General features: G+C 61.2%; 10 protein-coding genes. 6 read left to right on the top strand and 4 right to left on the bottom strand.

Annotated elements, in window-relative coordinates; all coding sequences use genetic code 11:
• Positions 1-24 precede the first annotated feature (24 nt).
• From ACP7BN_RS16240 to trhA, 3 genes are read left to right on the top strand one after another with little or no spacing between them, the layout of a single operon-like run.
• Complete coding sequence (locus ACP7BN_RS16240) at positions 25-5,925, top strand: Hpt domain-containing protein (protein ID WP_426205242.1); 5,901 nt, start codon at positions 25-27, stop codon at positions 5,923-5,925.
• Positions 5,918-6,400, top strand: a complete 483-nt coding sequence (locus ACP7BN_RS16235; protein ID WP_426205241.1) for a chemotaxis protein CheW — start codon at positions 5,918-5,920, stop codon at positions 6,398-6,400. The genes ACP7BN_RS16240 and ACP7BN_RS16235 overlap by 8 nt, the downstream gene beginning before the upstream one ends.
• Positions 6,401-6,437: 37 nt before the next feature.
• A complete protein-coding gene (gene trhA, locus ACP7BN_RS16230) occupies positions 6,438-7,055 on the top strand; it encodes a PAQR family membrane homeostasis protein TrhA (RefSeq protein WP_426205240.1) in 618 nt (205 codons plus the stop codon).
• A gap of 125 nt (positions 7,056-7,180) precedes the next feature.
• Here the strand turns inward: trhA and ACP7BN_RS16225 are convergent, their stop codons facing one another.
• The gene (locus ACP7BN_RS16225) at positions 7,181-7,900 is read right to left on the bottom strand and encodes a 16S rRNA (uracil(1498)-N(3))-methyltransferase (RefSeq protein WP_426205239.1); all 720 of its coding nucleotides are present in this window, start codon (positions 7,898-7,900) and stop codon (positions 7,181-7,183) included.
• A 209-nt stretch (positions 7,901-8,109) separates the two neighbouring features.
• Positions 8,110-9,516: an adenosylmethionine--8-amino-7-oxononanoate transaminase gene (locus tag ACP7BN_RS16220; protein WP_426205238.1), complete on the bottom strand. Its 1,407-nt coding sequence runs from the start codon at positions 9,514-9,516 to the stop codon at positions 8,110-8,112.
• Positions 9,517-9,739: 223 nt separating this feature from the next.
• Here ACP7BN_RS16220 and ACP7BN_RS16215 point away from each other — a divergent pair, with 223 nt between their 5' ends.
• The 3 genes from ACP7BN_RS16215 (at position 9,740) to ACP7BN_RS16205 (ending at position 13,038) form a co-directional block, all read left to right on the top strand.
• The gene (locus tag ACP7BN_RS16215; protein ID WP_426205237.1) at positions 9,740-11,593 is read left to right on the top strand and encodes a flavin monoamine oxidase family protein; all 1,854 of its coding nucleotides are present in this window, start codon (positions 9,740-9,742) and stop codon (positions 11,591-11,593) included.
• 282 nt (positions 11,594-11,875) lie between these two features.
• Positions 11,876-12,427, top strand: a complete 552-nt coding sequence (locus tag ACP7BN_RS16210) for a cytochrome b (RefSeq protein WP_426205236.1) — start codon at positions 11,876-11,878, stop codon at positions 12,425-12,427.
• A 32-nt stretch (positions 12,428-12,459) separates the two neighbouring features.
• On the top strand, positions 12,460-13,038 hold the full coding sequence (locus tag ACP7BN_RS16205; protein WP_426205235.1) for a YceI family protein: 579 nt from the start codon (positions 12,460-12,462) through the stop codon (positions 13,036-13,038).
• Positions 13,039-13,285: 247 nt separating this feature from the next.
• On the opposite strand, the gene ACP7BN_RS16200 is transcribed toward ACP7BN_RS16205, so the two are convergent.
• Together ACP7BN_RS16200 and ACP7BN_RS16195 are read right to left on the bottom strand one after the other, a co-directional pair.
• Positions 13,286-15,163 (bottom strand): DEAD/DEAH box helicase, encoded by a 1,878-nt coding sequence (locus ACP7BN_RS16200; protein ID WP_426205234.1) that lies wholly within the window; start codon positions 15,161-15,163, stop codon positions 13,286-13,288.
• 221 nt (positions 15,164-15,384) lie between these two features.
• On the bottom strand, positions 15,385-16,197 hold the full coding sequence (locus ACP7BN_RS16195) for a substrate-binding periplasmic protein (protein WP_426205233.1): 813 nt from the start codon (positions 16,195-16,197) through the stop codon (positions 15,385-15,387).
• Positions 16,198-16,296: the final 99 nt, after the last annotated feature.

The following is a 16,296-nucleotide window of genomic DNA, read 5'->3' as shown; positions in this document are numbered from 1 at the left end:
GGCAGCATGTTGAGCGGAGCGGTTATGGTTGATCGGCACGATTACGTGGCCCTCGAGTGGATCAAGGGCGAAATTGCCGAAACGCTGAAGCAGGCGCATCAGGCGATTGAGTCGGTGCTCGATGATCCGCAGGCGTTCCCCGGTCTGGACCAATGTCTGGCGTGCATCCATCAGGTGCACGGCAGTTTGCAGATGGTCGAGTTCTACGGCGCGGCGCTGCTGGCTGAAGAAATGGAAAAACTCTGCGCCGCGCTGCAACACGAGCGGGTCAACCATCGCGACGAGGCATTGCACTTGCTGCTGCAAGCGCTCGGCCAGTTGCCGGTTTATCTGGATCGCGTACAAAGCGCCCGCCGCGATCTGCCGCTGGTGGTGTTGCCATTGATCAACGATCTGCGCAGCGCGCGTGGCGAAAGCCTGTTGTCGGAAACCAGTCTGTTCAGTCCGCAATTGCCCGAACTGCCGCCGCTCAGTGACGAAGCGTTGGCGCTGCTCCAACCGGCAGACTTGCCCAATGTGCTGCGCAAGCTGCGGCAGACCCTGCAAATGGCGCTGGTCGGTTTGCTGCGCGAACAGGATGATCAGACGCACATCGGCTACCTCGCCAAAGTTTTCACTCGCCTCGAAGCGTTGAGCGGCAACGCGCCGCTGAGTCCGTTGTGGCAGGTCGCCTCGGCGCTGGTCGAAGGCATGCTCGCAGGGCGGATCGCCAACAGCCCGGCGCTGCGCAGTCTGTTCAAGGACGCCGACCAACAACTCAAGCACCTGCTCGAACAGGGCATGTCGGGCCTCAATCAGCCGCCTCCGCCGGAGCTGCTCAAGAGCCTGCTGTTCTATATTGCCAAAGCCGAACATCCCACCGGGCAGATGCTGACCATGAAAGATCGCTACTCGCTGGATGATGCGTTGCCCGACAGCGCAATGGTCGACGAAGAACGCGCGCGCCTCGCCGGCCCGGACCGCGATGCGATGCGCTCGGTGCTCAAGGCGTTATGTGAAGAGCTGGTGCGGGTCAAAGAGCGCCTCGACCTGTTCGTGCGCAGCGACCGTCAGCACACCTCGGATCTGGACAGTTTGCTGGCGCCGCTGCGGCAGATTGCCGATACCCTGGCGGTGCTCGGTTTCGGCCAGCCGCGCAAGGTCATTATCGATCAACTGGCGGTGGTGCTGAGTCTCGTCCAGGGCCAGCGCGAGCCGAACGACGCGATCCTGATGGACGTCGCCGGCGCCTTGCTCTACGTCGAAGCCACGTTGGCCGGAATGGTCGGCACGGTTGAACCGGAGAGCCAGGAAGACAATCGCCTGCCGACTACCGATCTGACGCAGATTCATCAGATCGTGATCAAGGAAGCGCGCATCTGCCTGCAACAGGCCAAGGATATGATCGTCGACTACATCGACGCCGATTGGGATCGCCAGCAACTGCAACCGCTGCCCGCGCTGCTGACCCAGGTGCGCGGCGCGCTGGCCGTAATCGGACTGAGCCGGGCGGCGAATCTGGTCGAGGCCTGCAACGGCTTTATCCGCGAGCATTTGCTGCTCGACCCGCAAGAGCCGGGCTGGCAGCAACTGGACAACCTCGCCGACGTCATCACCAGCCTTGAGTATTACCTCGAACGCCTGACGGATGACCCGATAGCGCCGAGTGAACAACTGCTCGACGGTGCGCAAAAGAGTCTGGCCAGTCTCGGTTACTTTCCCAGCGAGCAACATGTGCCGGTGCTGGAAGACGTACTCAGCCCCAACGAAGCACAGGTGATGCAGGATCTGCAGGCGCTGGAGGACCCGGAAACTGTGCAGTCGCTGGCCGACGTGTTGGCCAGCCCGGTGTCGGCGGTCAACCCGCCCGCGCTGATCACTCCGGGCAGCCTGATGCCGCCGCCGGCCGATGAAGAACCGGTGGATGATGAACTGCGCGAAGTGTTCCTCGAAGAGACTGACGAAGTCCTCGAAGTGCTGCGTGAATACCTGCCGCGCTGGTTCGCCGATTCCCGCGACCGCGCAGCCCTGAGCGAACTGCGTCGGGCCTTTCACACCTTGAAGGGCAGCGGACGCATGGTGCGCGCGTTGATCCTCGGCGAGTTGGCGTGGGCCGTGGAAAACCTGCTCAATCGCGTGTTGGAAGACAGCGTCGAACCCGGCCCTGCGGTGCAGCAATTGCTCACTGACAGCCTGCTGTTGCTGCCGGATCTGATTGCTGAGTTCGCGGTCAATCGCCAGCGCCAGCGTCAGGACGTCGATCAACTGGCGGCCCGCGCCCACGCCTTGGCCAAGGGTGACAAACCACCGTCCGCCGAAGACGTGGAAGACGTCGCCGCGCTCGATCCGCTGTTGCTGGAGATCTTCCGCAACGAAGCCGAAACCCACCTCGCCAGCCTCAACCGCTTCCTCGATCAAGCCGCCGAACACGTGCCGTTGCAGGCCAGCGACGAGTTGCTGCGCGCCCTGCACACGCTCAAGGGCAGCGCGTCGATGGCCGGTGTGCTGCCGATTGCCGAACTGGCGGCGCCGCTGGATCATCTGGCCCGCGAATTCAAGGCGCATCAACTGGCGCTGGATCTCGATGAAGTGGAATTGCTGCTCGAAGCCGAAGGCCTGTTGCGCGTCGGTCTGCGGCAACTGCGTCACGATCCGCTGGCGCCGATTGTCGGCGCGCAGTCGCTGATCAAGCGCACGCAAACACTGCTGAACGAGCGACTGGAATCGATCCTCAATGCGCCGAGCAGCGGCCTGCGGGTCAAGCGCGATCCGCAATTGATCAACAGCTTTCTGGCGCAGGGCATGGACATCCTGCTCGACGCCGAAAACCTCTTGCAGCGCTGGCAGCAACACCCCGGCGAGCGCCAGGAACTCAGCGCGTTACTGGATGAATTGACCACCCTCGGCGAAGGCGCGCATCTGGCAGATCTGCTGCCGGTGGATGTGCTCTGCGAGGCTTTGCTCGACCTTTATGGGGCGGTCGAAGAAAGCAGTCTGGCGGTCAGCGAACGTTTCTTCAGCGAGGCGCAACTCGCCCACGAAGCGCTGATCAACATGCTCGACGAACTGGCGGCTGGCCAGGAAGTCACGCCGCAACCGCAACGTATTCACGCGCTGCACGAGTTGCTTGATGAAAGCCTCGACCCGTCGTCGATGGGGTTGATCCGCAGCGACGGCAGCCGCACCCTGAGCATCCGCGAACTGGGCAGCGCCACCGCAGAGCTGCAGAAGACCGCTGCCGAAACCGAGCCAAGCGACGAAATCGTCGACATCTTTCTCGAAGAAGCAGTGGATATTCTCGACAGCGCCGGCCAGGCCTTGCAGCGCTGGCTCGGCGATACCGACAACAGTGCGCCGCTGTCGTCGTTGCAACGCGATCTGCACACGCTCAAGGGCGGTGCGCACATGGCCGAAGTCGAAGCAGTCGCAGATTTGGCGCAGGAGTTGGAAAGCCTTTACGAAGGTCTGGTGGATCGGCGCTACAGCCACAGCGATGCCCTGGGAATGTTGTTGCTCAGCTGTCATGAGCGTCTGGCGCTGTTCCTCGACCAGTTGCACAACAATCAGCCGCTGAATCCCGCGCAGGATCTGATCGAGGCGATTCGCCAATTCCGTCAAGCCCAGTCCGGCACTGCGCAAGCCGCGACTGCCCCAAGCCAGACGGGCGCCGGTCACGATCCGGAGCTGCTGGAAATCTTCCTCGAAGAAGGTTTCGACATCATCGAAAATTCCGGCGCCGCGCTACAGCGCTGGCAAGCCGAGCCGGGCAACCGCCAGGAAATGGAAACCCTGCTGCGCGATCTGCACACCCTGAAGGGTGGTGCGCGGATGGTCGAAATCGGCCCGATTGGCGATCTCGCCCATGAGCTGGAATACCTCTACGAAAGCCTCGCCACCGGCGCGCAACAACCGGGGCCTGAGATGTTTGCGCTGGTGCAGCGCAGCCATGACCGACTGGCGCAAATGCTCGACGCAGTGCGCGCCGGCCAGCCGTGCCCGCCAGCCGATCGCCTGATTAATGCGATCCAGAATTTCAGTCACCCGATAGCCGTTGAAGCACCCAAGGCGCCGGCGTCGGTTGTGGTCAAAACCGAGCCGGCCGCACCCGTTGCCGAGGCCGGCGCGGACATGGTCAAGGTCTCCGCCGAACTGCTGGATGAGCTGGTGAATCTGGCCGGCGAAACCTCGATCTTTCGTGGGCGTATCGAGCAACAGGTCAACGACGCGCAAATCGCCCTCACCGAGATGGAAACCACCATCGAGCGCATGCGTGATCAGTTGCGCCGGCTGGATACCGAAACCCAAGGGCGAATTCTCAGCCGCCAACAAGTCGACGCCGAGCGCCTCGGCTATGAAGAATTCGATCCGCTGGAAATGGACCGTCACTCGCAGTTGCAGCAACTGTCACGCGCGCTGTTCGAATCGGCCTCCGACTTGCTCGATCTGAAAGAAACCCTCGACCGGCGCAATCACGACGCGGAAAACCTGCTGCAACAGCAAGGCCGCATCAACACCGAATTGCAGGAAGGCCTGATGCGTACGCGCATGGTGCCGTTCGAACGCATGTTGCCGCGGCTCAAACGCATCGTCCGCCAAGTTGCCGAAGAGCTGCACAAGGACGTGGAGTTCAGCGTCGGCAACGCCGAAGGCGAGATGGATCGCAACGTCCTCGAACGTATGGCCGCGCCGCTGGAACACATGCTGCGCAACGCCGTCGATCATGGTCTGGAATCCGCCGAAGTACGGCTGGCCGCAGGCAAACCGGCGCAAGGGCAGATCACTCTGGATCTGTCGCGCGAGGGCGGCGACATCGTTTTCGACATTCGCGACGACGGCGCCGGTGTGCCGCTGGACGCCGTGCGCCGCAAGGCAATCAAGCGTGGTTTGCTCGCGCCGGACGCCGAGATCAGCGACCGCGAAGTGTTGCAGTTCATCCTCCAGCCGGGGTTTTCCACTGCCGAAAAAATTACCCAGATTTCCGGACGCGGCGTGGGCATGGACGTGGTGCACGAAGAAGTGCGTCAGCTCGGTGGCAGCATGGTGATCGATTCGGTGCCGGGGCAGGGCGTGCATTTCCGCATTCGTCTGCCATTTACGGTGTCGGTGAACCGCGCGTTGATGGTGCAGTGCGCCGAGGATCAATACGCGATTCCGCTGAACACCATCGACGGCATCGTCCGCGTGCTGCCGACGGAACTGGAAGGACATTTCCGCCACGATCCGCCGCGCTATGAATATGGCGGCCAGCGCTATGAACTGTGCTATCTCGGCGAACTGCTGAAAACCGCGCCACGCCCGAAAATCCTGGGGCAGAGCCTACCGTTGCCGGTGCTGCTGGTGCAGTGCAACGAGCGGCACATTGCGGTGCAGGTCGATACGATGGCCGGCACTCGCGAGATCGTGGTCAAAAGCCTCGGCGCGCAATTCGCGGCGGTGCAAGGCGTGTCCGGCGCGACGATTCTCGGCGATGGCCGGGTGGTGCTGATTCTCGATTTGCTCGCGCCGATCCGTGCGATGCAGGCGCGTTTGCCGCAGCGTCCGGCCAGCCAGGAAGTCGACAGCGAGCCGCAGAAACCGCTGCTGGTGCTGGTGGTCGACGACTCGGTGACGGTGCGCAAGGTCACCAGCCGTTTGCTTGAACGCCACGGCATGCAAGTGCTGACCGCCAAGGACGGAGTCGATGCGATGCTGCTGCTCGAAGAACACATGCCCGACGTGATGCTGCTCGATATCGAGATGCCGCGCATGGACGGTTTCGAAGTGGCCACTCAGGTGCGTCACGACGAACGCCTGCAACACCTGCCGATCATCATGATTACCTCACGCACCGGGCAGAAACACCGCGACCGCGCGATGGCCATCGGCGTCAACGACTACCTCGGCAAGCCGTACCAGGAAGCGCTGCTGCTCGAAAGCATCGCCCTGTGGAGCAAAAAACATGCATGAACGCCGGCATAACCAACGCACCAGCCAGCTCACCGGGCTGCTGCTGCCGCTGGCGGATCGCAATCTGATTCTGCCCAACGTCGCTGTGGCCGAGTTGATCGACTATCAGCCGAGCGCGTTCGATCTGGACACGCCACCGTGGTATCTGGGGCGCGTGACCTGGCGTGAGCGGCAGATTCCGTTGTTGAGTTTCGAGTCGGCCTGTGGGCAGAAAGTCGTGATTGGTGAGCGCGCGCGGATCGTGATTTTGAATGCGCTCGGCGGGTTGCCGCAGTTGCAGTTCATTGCGCTGTTGGTGCAGGGGATTCCGCGTTCGTACAAGCTCGACAGCCAGTTGAGTTATGTCGATGTGCCGCTGTGTGCGCTGGAGCAGGCGGCAGTGCAGGTGGGGGAGCAGGTGGCCAAGGTGCCTGATCTTTTAGCGCTTGAGCAATTATTGGTGGATGCCGGGCTCGACGCGCTGTCAGTTGCGTAAAGAAGCTTTGCAATAACGATTACGAGGTGTGCGATACATGTATCACGGGGAAAAACTCAACGCCTGGACGCATCTGGTCGGGGCGGTGGCGGCGTTTATCGGCGGGGTATGGATGCTGGTGATCGCCTGTCTCGATGGCAGTCCGTGGAAGATTGTCAGCGTGGCGATTTACGCGTTCACCTTGCTGGTGCTGTACAGCGCTTCAACGGTTTACCACAGCGTGCGCGGGCGCAGAAAAGCCATCATGAAGAAGGTCGATCACTTTTCGATCTACCTGCTGATTGCCGGCAGCTACACGCCGTTTTGTCTGGTGACGCTGCGCGGGCCGTGGGGCTGGACGCTGTTCGGGATTGTCTGGGGGCTGGCGCTGATCGGCATATTGCAAGAGATCAAACCGCGTTCCGAGGCACGCATTCTGTCGATCGTGATTTACGCGGTGATGGGCTGGATCGTGCTGGTGGCGGTCAAGCCGCTGATCGCGGCACTGGGCAGCACGGGGTTTGCCTGGCTGGCGTCGGGCGGCGTGTTGTATACGGTGGGGATTGTCTTTTTTGCGCTGGATCACCGGTTAAGGCATGCGCATGGGATCTGGCATCTGTTCGTGATTGCCGGGAGTTTGCTGCACTTTGTGGCGATTATGTTTTACGTCCTGTAGACCGAGTTGCGGCTAATCGCTGGCAAGCCAGCTCCACAGGGTTCAGGGTTGTTCACAGATTTTGTGGTCAACTCAGATCCTGTGGGAGCTGCGGTTCGACGATTCGACTTGCCAGCGATGGGGCCCTAGAAATCACCCCAGAGTTGTTGGGCCACCGCCAATGCAACCACCGGCGCAGTCTCGGTGCGCAACACGCGCGGCCCAAGTCGTGCAGCGTGGAAACCGTTGCCCTTGGCCTGCTCAACCTCGGCATCCGACAAGCCCCCCTCCGGCCCGATCAGGAAAGCCAGGGTTGAAGGCTTGGCATGACTCACCAACGGCTCAGCCACCGGGTGCAGCACCAGCTTCAACTCGGCTTCAGTCTGCTTCACCCAGTCCGCCAACAACACCGGTGGATGAATCACCGGCACCCGCGAACGACCGCATTGCTCGCACGCGCTGATCGCCACCTGGCGCCAGTGCTGCAGGCGTTTGTCGGCGCGTTCGTCCTTGAGGCGGACTTCGCAGCGCTCGCTGAAGATCGGGGTGATTTCGTTGACGCCCAGCTCGGTGGCTTTCTGTATCGCCCAGTCCATGCGCTCGCCACGGGACAAACCCTGGCCGAGGTGGATGTGCAGTGGCGATTCGATCTGCCCGGCGAGTTGTTCGTCGATGCGCACCGTCACGCGTTTCTTGCCGACTTCCAGCAATGCACCGCGAAACTCGTGGCCGGAGCCGTCGAACATCTGCACCGCATCGCCCTCGGCCATGCGCAACACGCGGCTGATGTAATGCGCCTGGGCTTCCGGCAGTTCGTGGTCGCCGATGCTCAGCGGGGCGTCGATAAAGAAGCGGGACAGTCTCATGGTGGGTCTCTGAAAAATTGGCTCGGAATCGCTGGAATCGCTGAGGAATTGTGGTGCTTGTGTGGCGAGGGAGCTTGCTCCCGCTCGGTTGCGCAGCAGCCGCAAAAACTGCCGACGCGGTGTTTCTGATAGATCGCGCCGGCTGGGTTTGGGAGTCCTTCGGCCTCCAGCGGGAGCAAGCTCCCTCGCCACAGGATTTGTGTAAGGGTCTAGCCCGGATCGCGGAAGCCGGGATGGAAATCCTTCGGCACGGCCACGCTGACGCTGTCACGCGTGGTGATGTCGATGCCTTCGCTGGCGACTTCGGCGAGGAAGTCGATCTGCTCCGGGGTGATCACGTACGGCGGCAGGAAATACACCACACTGCCCAACGGACGCAGCAGCGCGCCACGCTCCAGCGCATGCTGGAACACCTTCAGACCACGACGTTCCTGCCACGGGTAGGCTTCTTTGCTGGCCTTGTCCTTGACCATCTCGATCGCCAGCACCATACCGGTCTGGCGCACTTCGCTGACGTTCGGATGATCGCCCAGATGTGCGGTCGAGGAGGCCATGCGCTGAGCGAGGGCCTTGTTGTTTTCGATCACGTTGTCCTGCTCGAAAATATCCAGCGTCGCCAATGCTGCCGCACAAGCCAGCGGATTACCGGTATAGCTGTGCGAGTGCAGGAACGCGCGCAGGGTCGGGTAGTCGTCGTAGAACGCGCTGTAGACCTCGTCGGTGGTCAGGCACGCGGCCAGCGGCAGATAGCCGCCGGTCAGGGCTTTCGACAGACACAGGAAGTCCGGGCGGATGCCGGCCTGCTCGCAGGCGAACATCGTTCCGGTACGGCCGAAGCCGACGGCGATTTCATCGAGGATCAGATGCACGCCATAGCGGTCGCAGGCCTCGCGCAACAGCTTGAGGTACACCGGGTGATACATGCGCATGCCGCCCGCGCCCTGGATCAACGGCTCGACGATCACCGCAGCCACGCTGTCATGGTTCTCGGCGAGGGTCTGTTCCATCGCCGCGAACATGTTGCGCGAGTGTTCTTCCCAACTCATGCCTTGCGGGCGCATGTAGCAATCCGGGCTCGGCACCTTGATGGTGTCCAGCAGCAGGGCTTTATAGGTTTCGGTAAACAGCGGTACGTCGCCGACCGACATCGCCGCCATGGTTTCGCCGTGGTAGCTGTTGGTCAGGGTGACGAAGCGCTTCTTGTTCGGTTGCTCGCGGTTGAGCCAATAGTGAAAGCTCATTTTCAGCGCGACTTCGATGCACGATGAACCGTTATCGGCGTAGAACACCCGATTCAGGCCTTCGGGCGTCATCTTCACCAGACGCTCGGACAGCTCGATCACCGGTTGATGGCTGAAACCGGCGAGAATCACGTGCTCCAGCTGATCGACCTGATCCTTGATCCGCTGGTTGATGCGCGGATTGGCGTGGCCGAACACATTGACCCACCACGAGCTGACCGCATCGAGGTAGCGCTTGCCTTCGAAGTCCTCCAGCCAGACGCCTTCGCCGCGTTTGATCGGGATCAGCGGCAGCTGTTCGTGGTCTTTCATCTGGGTGCAGGGATGCCACAACACCGCGAGATCGCGTTGCATCCACTGATTATTCAGGCCCATTTACAGTCTCCTCGAGGCGGCTCGCGTCGGACGCGGGCAAACAATCGCGCAAGCCTATGCAATGCATCGCGTCGGGACAACCCATTGTGTCGATTGAGCTACTTTGTATGGGGCGATAGACGTCGCTGGCGGCGTTTTGATGGCTGACGTATTCTTCGCGGTTATCTGGGTCGTCTGACCCGAAAAGCTGCTTTTTCCTACGTGTATTTCCGGAGTTCGCTGAATGTCTGTCGGTTGGCTGCGCGCCTGTGCGCTGGTGATGTTGGGGCTGTTCAGCGTGACTGCGCTGGCCAAGGATAAAACCGCAATCGTGATCGGCGGCGGCCTGTCGGGCCTGACCGCAGCCTACGAGCTGCAAAACAAGGGCTGGCAAGTCACCTTGCTCGAAGCCAAACCAAGCCTGGGCGGTCGCTCCGGCATGGCCACCAGCGAGTGGATCGGCAACGACAAGACCCAGCCGGTGCTGAACAAGTACGTCTCGACCTTCAAGCTGAGCACCACGCCAGCGCCTGAATTCGTGCGTACTCCGAGCTACCTGATCGATGGCGTGTATTACACCGCCGCCGATCTGGCCACCCGCGAGCCGGCCACCGCCGAGGCGCTCAAGCGCTACGAGAAGACTCTCGACGATCTGGCGCGCTCCATCGACGATCCGCAAAACCCAGCGGCCAACAACACATTGCATGCGCTGGATCAGATCAACGTGTCCAACTGGCTCGATCGCCTGACGCTGCCCCCTACTGCTCGTCAACTGATCAACCAGCAGATCCGCACCCGTTATGACGAACCTTCGCGCCTGTCGCTGCTGTACTTCGCGCAGCAGGGCCGAGTGTATCGCGGCGTGTCCGACCGTGACCTGCGCGCTTCGCGTCTGGTCGGTGGCAGCCCGGTGCTGGCGCAAGCCTTCGTCAAACAGCTGAAAACCATCAAGACCAACGCTCCGGTGTCGGCGATCGTTCAGGACAAGGACGGTGTGACCGTCAAGGTCGGCGCAGTCGGCTATCAGGCGGACTACGTCGTTCTCGCGGTGCCATTGCGCGCCCTGAGCAAGATTCAACTGACCCCGGCACTGGACGCCCAGCACCTGGCGGCGATCAAGGGCACCAACTACGGCTGGCGCGACCAGATCATGTTGAAGTTCAAGACGCCGGTCTGGGAAAGCAAGGCGCGCATGTCCGGCGAGATCTACAGCAACACCGGCCTGGGCATGCTTTGGGTCGAGCCGGCACTGAAGGGCGGCGCCAATGTGGTGATCAACCTGTCCGGCGACAACGCACGGGTGATGCAGGCCTTCGGCGACAAGCAAATGGCCGATCAGGTACTGATCCGTCTGCACGCGTTTTATCCACAGGCGCGCGGCTCGTTCACCGGTTATGAAATCCGTCGCTACAGCACCGACCCGTCGACAGGCGGTTCGTACCTGGCCTTCGGCCCGGGCCAGATCAGCAAATTCTGGCGCATCTGGGAACGTCCGCTGCAACGCGTAGCGTTCGCCGGCGAACACACCGACACCTTGTATCCGGGCACTCTGGAAGGCGCTCTGCGCACCGGCCAGCGTGCGGCCAGTCAGATTGAAGATCTGGCAGCAGGCAAATCGTTTGAGCCAGTCAAAGTCGTGCCGGCAGCTACTGCGGCAGCGGCGGGTGCAGTAGCAGCGAAGAAAGGCAATTTCTTCAGCAATATGTTCGGCGGCTCGGACGACAAGGCAGCTTCCAAAGCTGAACCGGCCAAGGCTGACGCGAAAGCCGATGCGGTGAAGCCGGGCTTCTTCAAGCGCCTGTTTGGCGGCGGTTCCGATGCAGCTCCGGCCAAGGCGCCAGATCCGGCGCCAACTCCGGCACCGGTTGCACCAGCGCCTGCACCTGCTCCAGCGCCAGCTCCGGTGGAAGCGCCGAAGCCAGCGGCCCCGGTGAAAGCCGAGCCAGCGAAGAAGGCGGCGGCCAAACCGGCGGCGAAAAAACCAGCGGCAAAAACCGACGCGAAAAAAGCGCCGGCCAAGCCAGCGGCGAAAAAGCCTGAACCGGCGAAGAAGCCAGCGGCCAAACCGGCGGCGACCACCGAGACCAAGGCGCAGTAAGCCTTGCGGTGAATGAAGAAGCGCGGCTCTGATGCCGCGCTTTTTTATTGTCTGTCACATAGCCATCGCTAGCAGGCTAGCTCCCACAGGTGTCGGTAAAGTCAGCACAGATTTCCTATCTTGCCGACTAACATCCCCTCACACTTTGGCCTTTAATCTTTCCTTAACTCCCCTGTTCAAGACTCTTGATCGTATTTCTCGATATTTCAAAGCGAAATTTTCCGCTTTAATTCGATAGATAACTCGCTAGTCTTGGTTCGCAGTTCTCACAGGATTTGGGCAATGCAGCTACGTAACTCTTCTTCGCGCTACGGTTGGGTCAGCATCTTCATGCACTGGGGTGTGGCGCTGGTGGTCTTCGGACTGTTCGCGCTGGGCCTGTGGATGGTCGGGCTGGATTACTACAGCACTTGGCGCAAAGACGCGCCGGACCTGCACAAAAGCATCGGTCTGGTGTTGTTGGGCGTGATGGTCCTGCGGGTGTTGTGGCGTTTTATCAGCCCACCGCCGCCAACGCTGCAAAGCTACAGCCGCATGACTCGCATTGGCGCGAAGTTCGGCCACGGGTTTCTATATGTCGCGCTGTTTGCTGTGATGCTTGCCGGTTACCTGATTTCCACCGCAGACGGTGTCGGGATCCCGGTGTTTGGCCTGTTTGAAGTGCCTGCACTGGTTTCCGGCCTACCGGATCAGGCAGATACCGCTGGGGTGATTCATTTCTACCTGGCATGGGCGCTGGTAATTTTTTCCGGCCTTCATGCGTTGGCAGCAATGAAGCACCACTTTATCGATCGTGATGCGACCCTGACACGAATGCTGGGACGCAAAGCCTGATGTTCAACCTCGACTCCAAAGGAAAACAAAGCATGTTGAAAAAGACTCTGGCCGCTCTGGCAATCGGCGCTGCCGTTCTGTCCTCCAACGTAATGGCTGCTGACTACGTCGTAGACAAAGAAGGCCAGCACGCCTTCGTCGACTTCAAGATCAGCCACTTGGGCTACAGCTTCATTACCGGTACTTTCAAGGACATCGACGGCAAGTTCAGCTTTGACGCCGCCAAGCCTGAAGACAGCAAGATCGAGTTCAACGTGAACACCGCCAGCGTGTTCACCAACCACGCCGAACGTGACAAGCACATCGCCAGCGCTGACTTCCTGAATGCGAGCAAGTTCGGCAAAGCCTCCTTCGTCTCCACTAGCGTCAAGTCCACCGGTGCCAACACCGCTGACGTGACTGGCGACCTGACCATCCTGGGCGTGACCAAGCCAGTTGTGGTCAAGGCCACTTTCCTGGGTGAAGGCAAAGATCCATGGGGCGGCTACCGTGCCGGCTTCGAAGGCACCACGACCATCAAGCGTTCCGATTTCGGCAAGCAGAAAGATCTGGGCCCGAAATCCGATGCGGTCGAGCTGTACGTTTCGTTTGAAGGTGTGAAAGCGAAATAACTTTCGCCGGCCACACAAAAACGCCCCCGGTCTCGCGACCGGGGGCGTTTTTTATTGCCGAACACTTAATCGGGTATTTGCACATAACCTGTGGGAGCGGGCTTGCCCGCGATGGCGTCAGTTCAAACAACATCAACTTTGAATGTACCGGCCTCATCGCGGGCAAGCCCGCTCCCACAGGGTTTGCGCTGTTCATAGAAATGCCCCGGCTCTTGCGAGTCGGGGCATTTTTTATTACCGGGAAAAATCAGCGATTGCGGGTCAGCAATGCCGGTTTTTCGCCGCGCGGGCGGCTTGGCAGTTGATCAAGTTGCTCTGGAGTCGGGAAGCGATCGGCTTTCGATTCCTTGTGCATGATCTTCGGGCCGGTGCTGCGCGGGTTCTGTACCGCTGGCTCGGCACTTGGCTGATCGTCACGGGCCGGACGGCGGTTGCGCGAGGACTCGTCGCGACGGCCTTGACCGTCACGCGGAGCACCACTGCGCGGGCCGCTGCGTTTGGCTGGCGGAGTACCGGTAGTCGAACCGTTGTTGTTACGCGGGTTGTTTTGACGGCCACCTTGCGGCTGACCGCTGCGTGGTGCGCCCGAACCGGCGCCTGCGCCTTGGGCTGGAGCGTTGGGACGACGACCGCGGCCGCCGGCAGGCGATGGCTTTGGCACGTAGTCGACGCGGTTACCGAAGTTATCCACATCGTCATCAAGGAACACGTCGGGAGCACGGTCGGAAGCTGCGCGCGGAGTCTGGCTCGGCTGACGCTGCTCGCGCGCCGGGGTGCCTTCGCGTGGCTTCTGCGAACGAGCTGGGCGCTCTCCACGTTCGCCGGCTGGCTTTTCCTTGCTCTTCTCTTTGCCTTTGTCCTTGCGACCGCCGCCACCGCCGCCGCCATTCGGACCGTCGCCGCGTGGGCCACGCGGGTTGCGCGGGTTACGCACATCCGGACGCTCACGCACTTCCGGCTTCTCGGCTTCAATGGTGCTCGAGTCGAAGCCCATCAGGTTGCCGTCGGCGATTTTCTGCTTGGTCATGCGCTCGATGCTTTTCAGCAGTTTTTCTTCGTCCGGTGCGACCAGCGAAATCGCTTCGCCCGAACGACCGGCGCGGCCAGTACGGCCGATACGGTGAACGTAGTCTTCATCAACGTTCGGCAGTTCGAAGTTGACCACGTGCGGCAACTGGTCGATGTCCAGGCCACGTGCGGCAATGTCGGTGGCAACCAGAATGCGCACTTCGCCAGCCTTGAAATCGGCCAGCGCTTTGGTGCGCGCGTTCTGGCTCTTGTTACCGTGGATCGCGACAGCCGGCAGACCGTGCTTGTCGAGGTACTCGGCCAGACGGTTGGCGCCGTGCTTGGTGCGGGTGAACACGAGAACCTGTTCCCACGCACCGGCGGTGATCAGGTGTGCCAGCAGCGCACGCTTGTGGCTGGCCGGCAGACGGAATACGCGTTGCTCGATGCGCTCGACCGTGGTGTTCGGCGGCGTCACTTCGATGCGTTCCGGGTTGTGCAGCAGCTTGCCGGCGAGGTCGGTGATGTCCTTGGAGAACGTCGCCGAGAACAGCAGGTTCTGACGCTTGGACGGCAGACGCGCGAGGACTTTCTTCACGTCGTGCACGAAGCCCATGTCGAGCATGCGGTCGGCTTCGTCAAGCACGAGGATTTCCACGTGGGACAGATCGACGCTGCCCTGGCCGCACAGGTCGAGCAAACGACCCGGGCATGCCACCAGCACGTCAACGCCACGGGACATGGCCTGAACCTGCGGGTTGGTGCCGACGCCGCCGAAGATGCAGGCGCTGACGAATTTCAGGTCACGGGCGTAGATCTTGAAGCTCTCGTGCACCTGGGCCGCGAGTTCGCGGGTCGGGGTCAGGACCAGTACGCGCGGTTGGCGCGGGCCATGACGCTGGGATTTGTCCGGGTGACCATTGGGGAACAGCCGCTCCAGAATAGGGAGGGCGAAACCGCCGGTTTTACCAGTACCTGTCTGTGCCGCAACCATCAGGTCGCGACCTTGCAACACGGCGGGAATGGCCCGCTGTTGCACCGGAGTAGGCTCGGTATAGCCCGCATCATTGATGGCGCGGACTAAAGCCTCGGAGAGACCGAGGGAAGCAAAGGACATGAGTAATCCTGTTCTAGTTAGGGCTTGGCCCAATGGGAATCTTGCCTGGCGCGAATCGCGTTTAAGAGGACGCAATCCCGTCCGGTCCAGCTGCGGTTCCGAAGGCACGTCTGGAGCGCTCGCGCGGGCTGAAAGCTGCGCTGTAGCGGGTCGAGAAGCCTGTTACGGTTCCGGGCGTCCGGGCGTGAGCCTGGCGGGAACGCCGGAGTATAACAGAGCAATCACTGCGCGCCGCTTTCCTGCTGCTCAACGGTTTTACTGTTGGCGGTGGCGCTGCCCAGCGGTGCGGCGAGTGCCGGGGCTGCGCCGTAGCGCGCACTCAGCTCGGCATACGCCGGTTCCCGCTTGAAACGCTTGAGTTCTGCGCCGAAACGCTGCACCAGCAAATCCATCCCGGCATTGCGCCGAACGGCCAGAAACTGGCTCTGACGGCTGATAACGGTCGGGTTTTCGCTGATTTTGTCCCGGATTCCCAGTTCATCGAGCAAATGCTGACCGACGCGGCGGTCGGTGATCAACAGGTCGATGCGCCCGCGTTCCAGCTTGCCGAAGTTGGCTTCGTGGGTCGGTGCGGGTTCGCGGGTGAACAGGGTCGACTCGCTGAAGTCGGGACTATAGAGATAGCCGGGCGAAGTGCCGATGGTCAGGCCTTTCAGTTCATCCAGCGTGCGAAATGGATGCGGACGCTCATTGGCGTAGAACATCACGAACTCCACATCCGACAGCGGCTCGCTGGGATAGAGCAGGGTCGCGTCGCGCTCGGCGCTGTGGAATATATCCAGTGCGCCGTCGGCCTGGCCGGTTTCAAGCATCGACAGGCAACGCTTCCACGGCAGGAATTGCCAGTCGACTTCAATCCCCAGCCGCTGGAACACAATCGCCGTGGTTTCGTAATCGAGGCCGAGGTTCTTGCCGCCTTCTTCGTAGACGTACGGCGCCCACGGTTCGGTGACAATGCGCAGCTTCTCGCCCCGAGCGGCAAAGCTCAGGCAAGCGAAAACCAGCACGGTGAATAACTGCGCGATCAAAGGCATGGCTTGAGATTACGACGAGAAACGGCAAAGAGCCAGAAACTGCCGGCACAAGCTCTAAATCGGGGATTAAAAGCAAAAGATCGTAGCCCCCCGACAACC

Source organism: Pseudomonas sp. TWP3-1 (assembly GCF_049896625.1).
Taxonomy (GTDB): Bacteria; Pseudomonadota; Gammaproteobacteria; order Pseudomonadales; family Pseudomonadaceae; genus Aquipseudomonas.
This window is presented reverse-complemented; position numbering and strand designations above follow the sequence as displayed.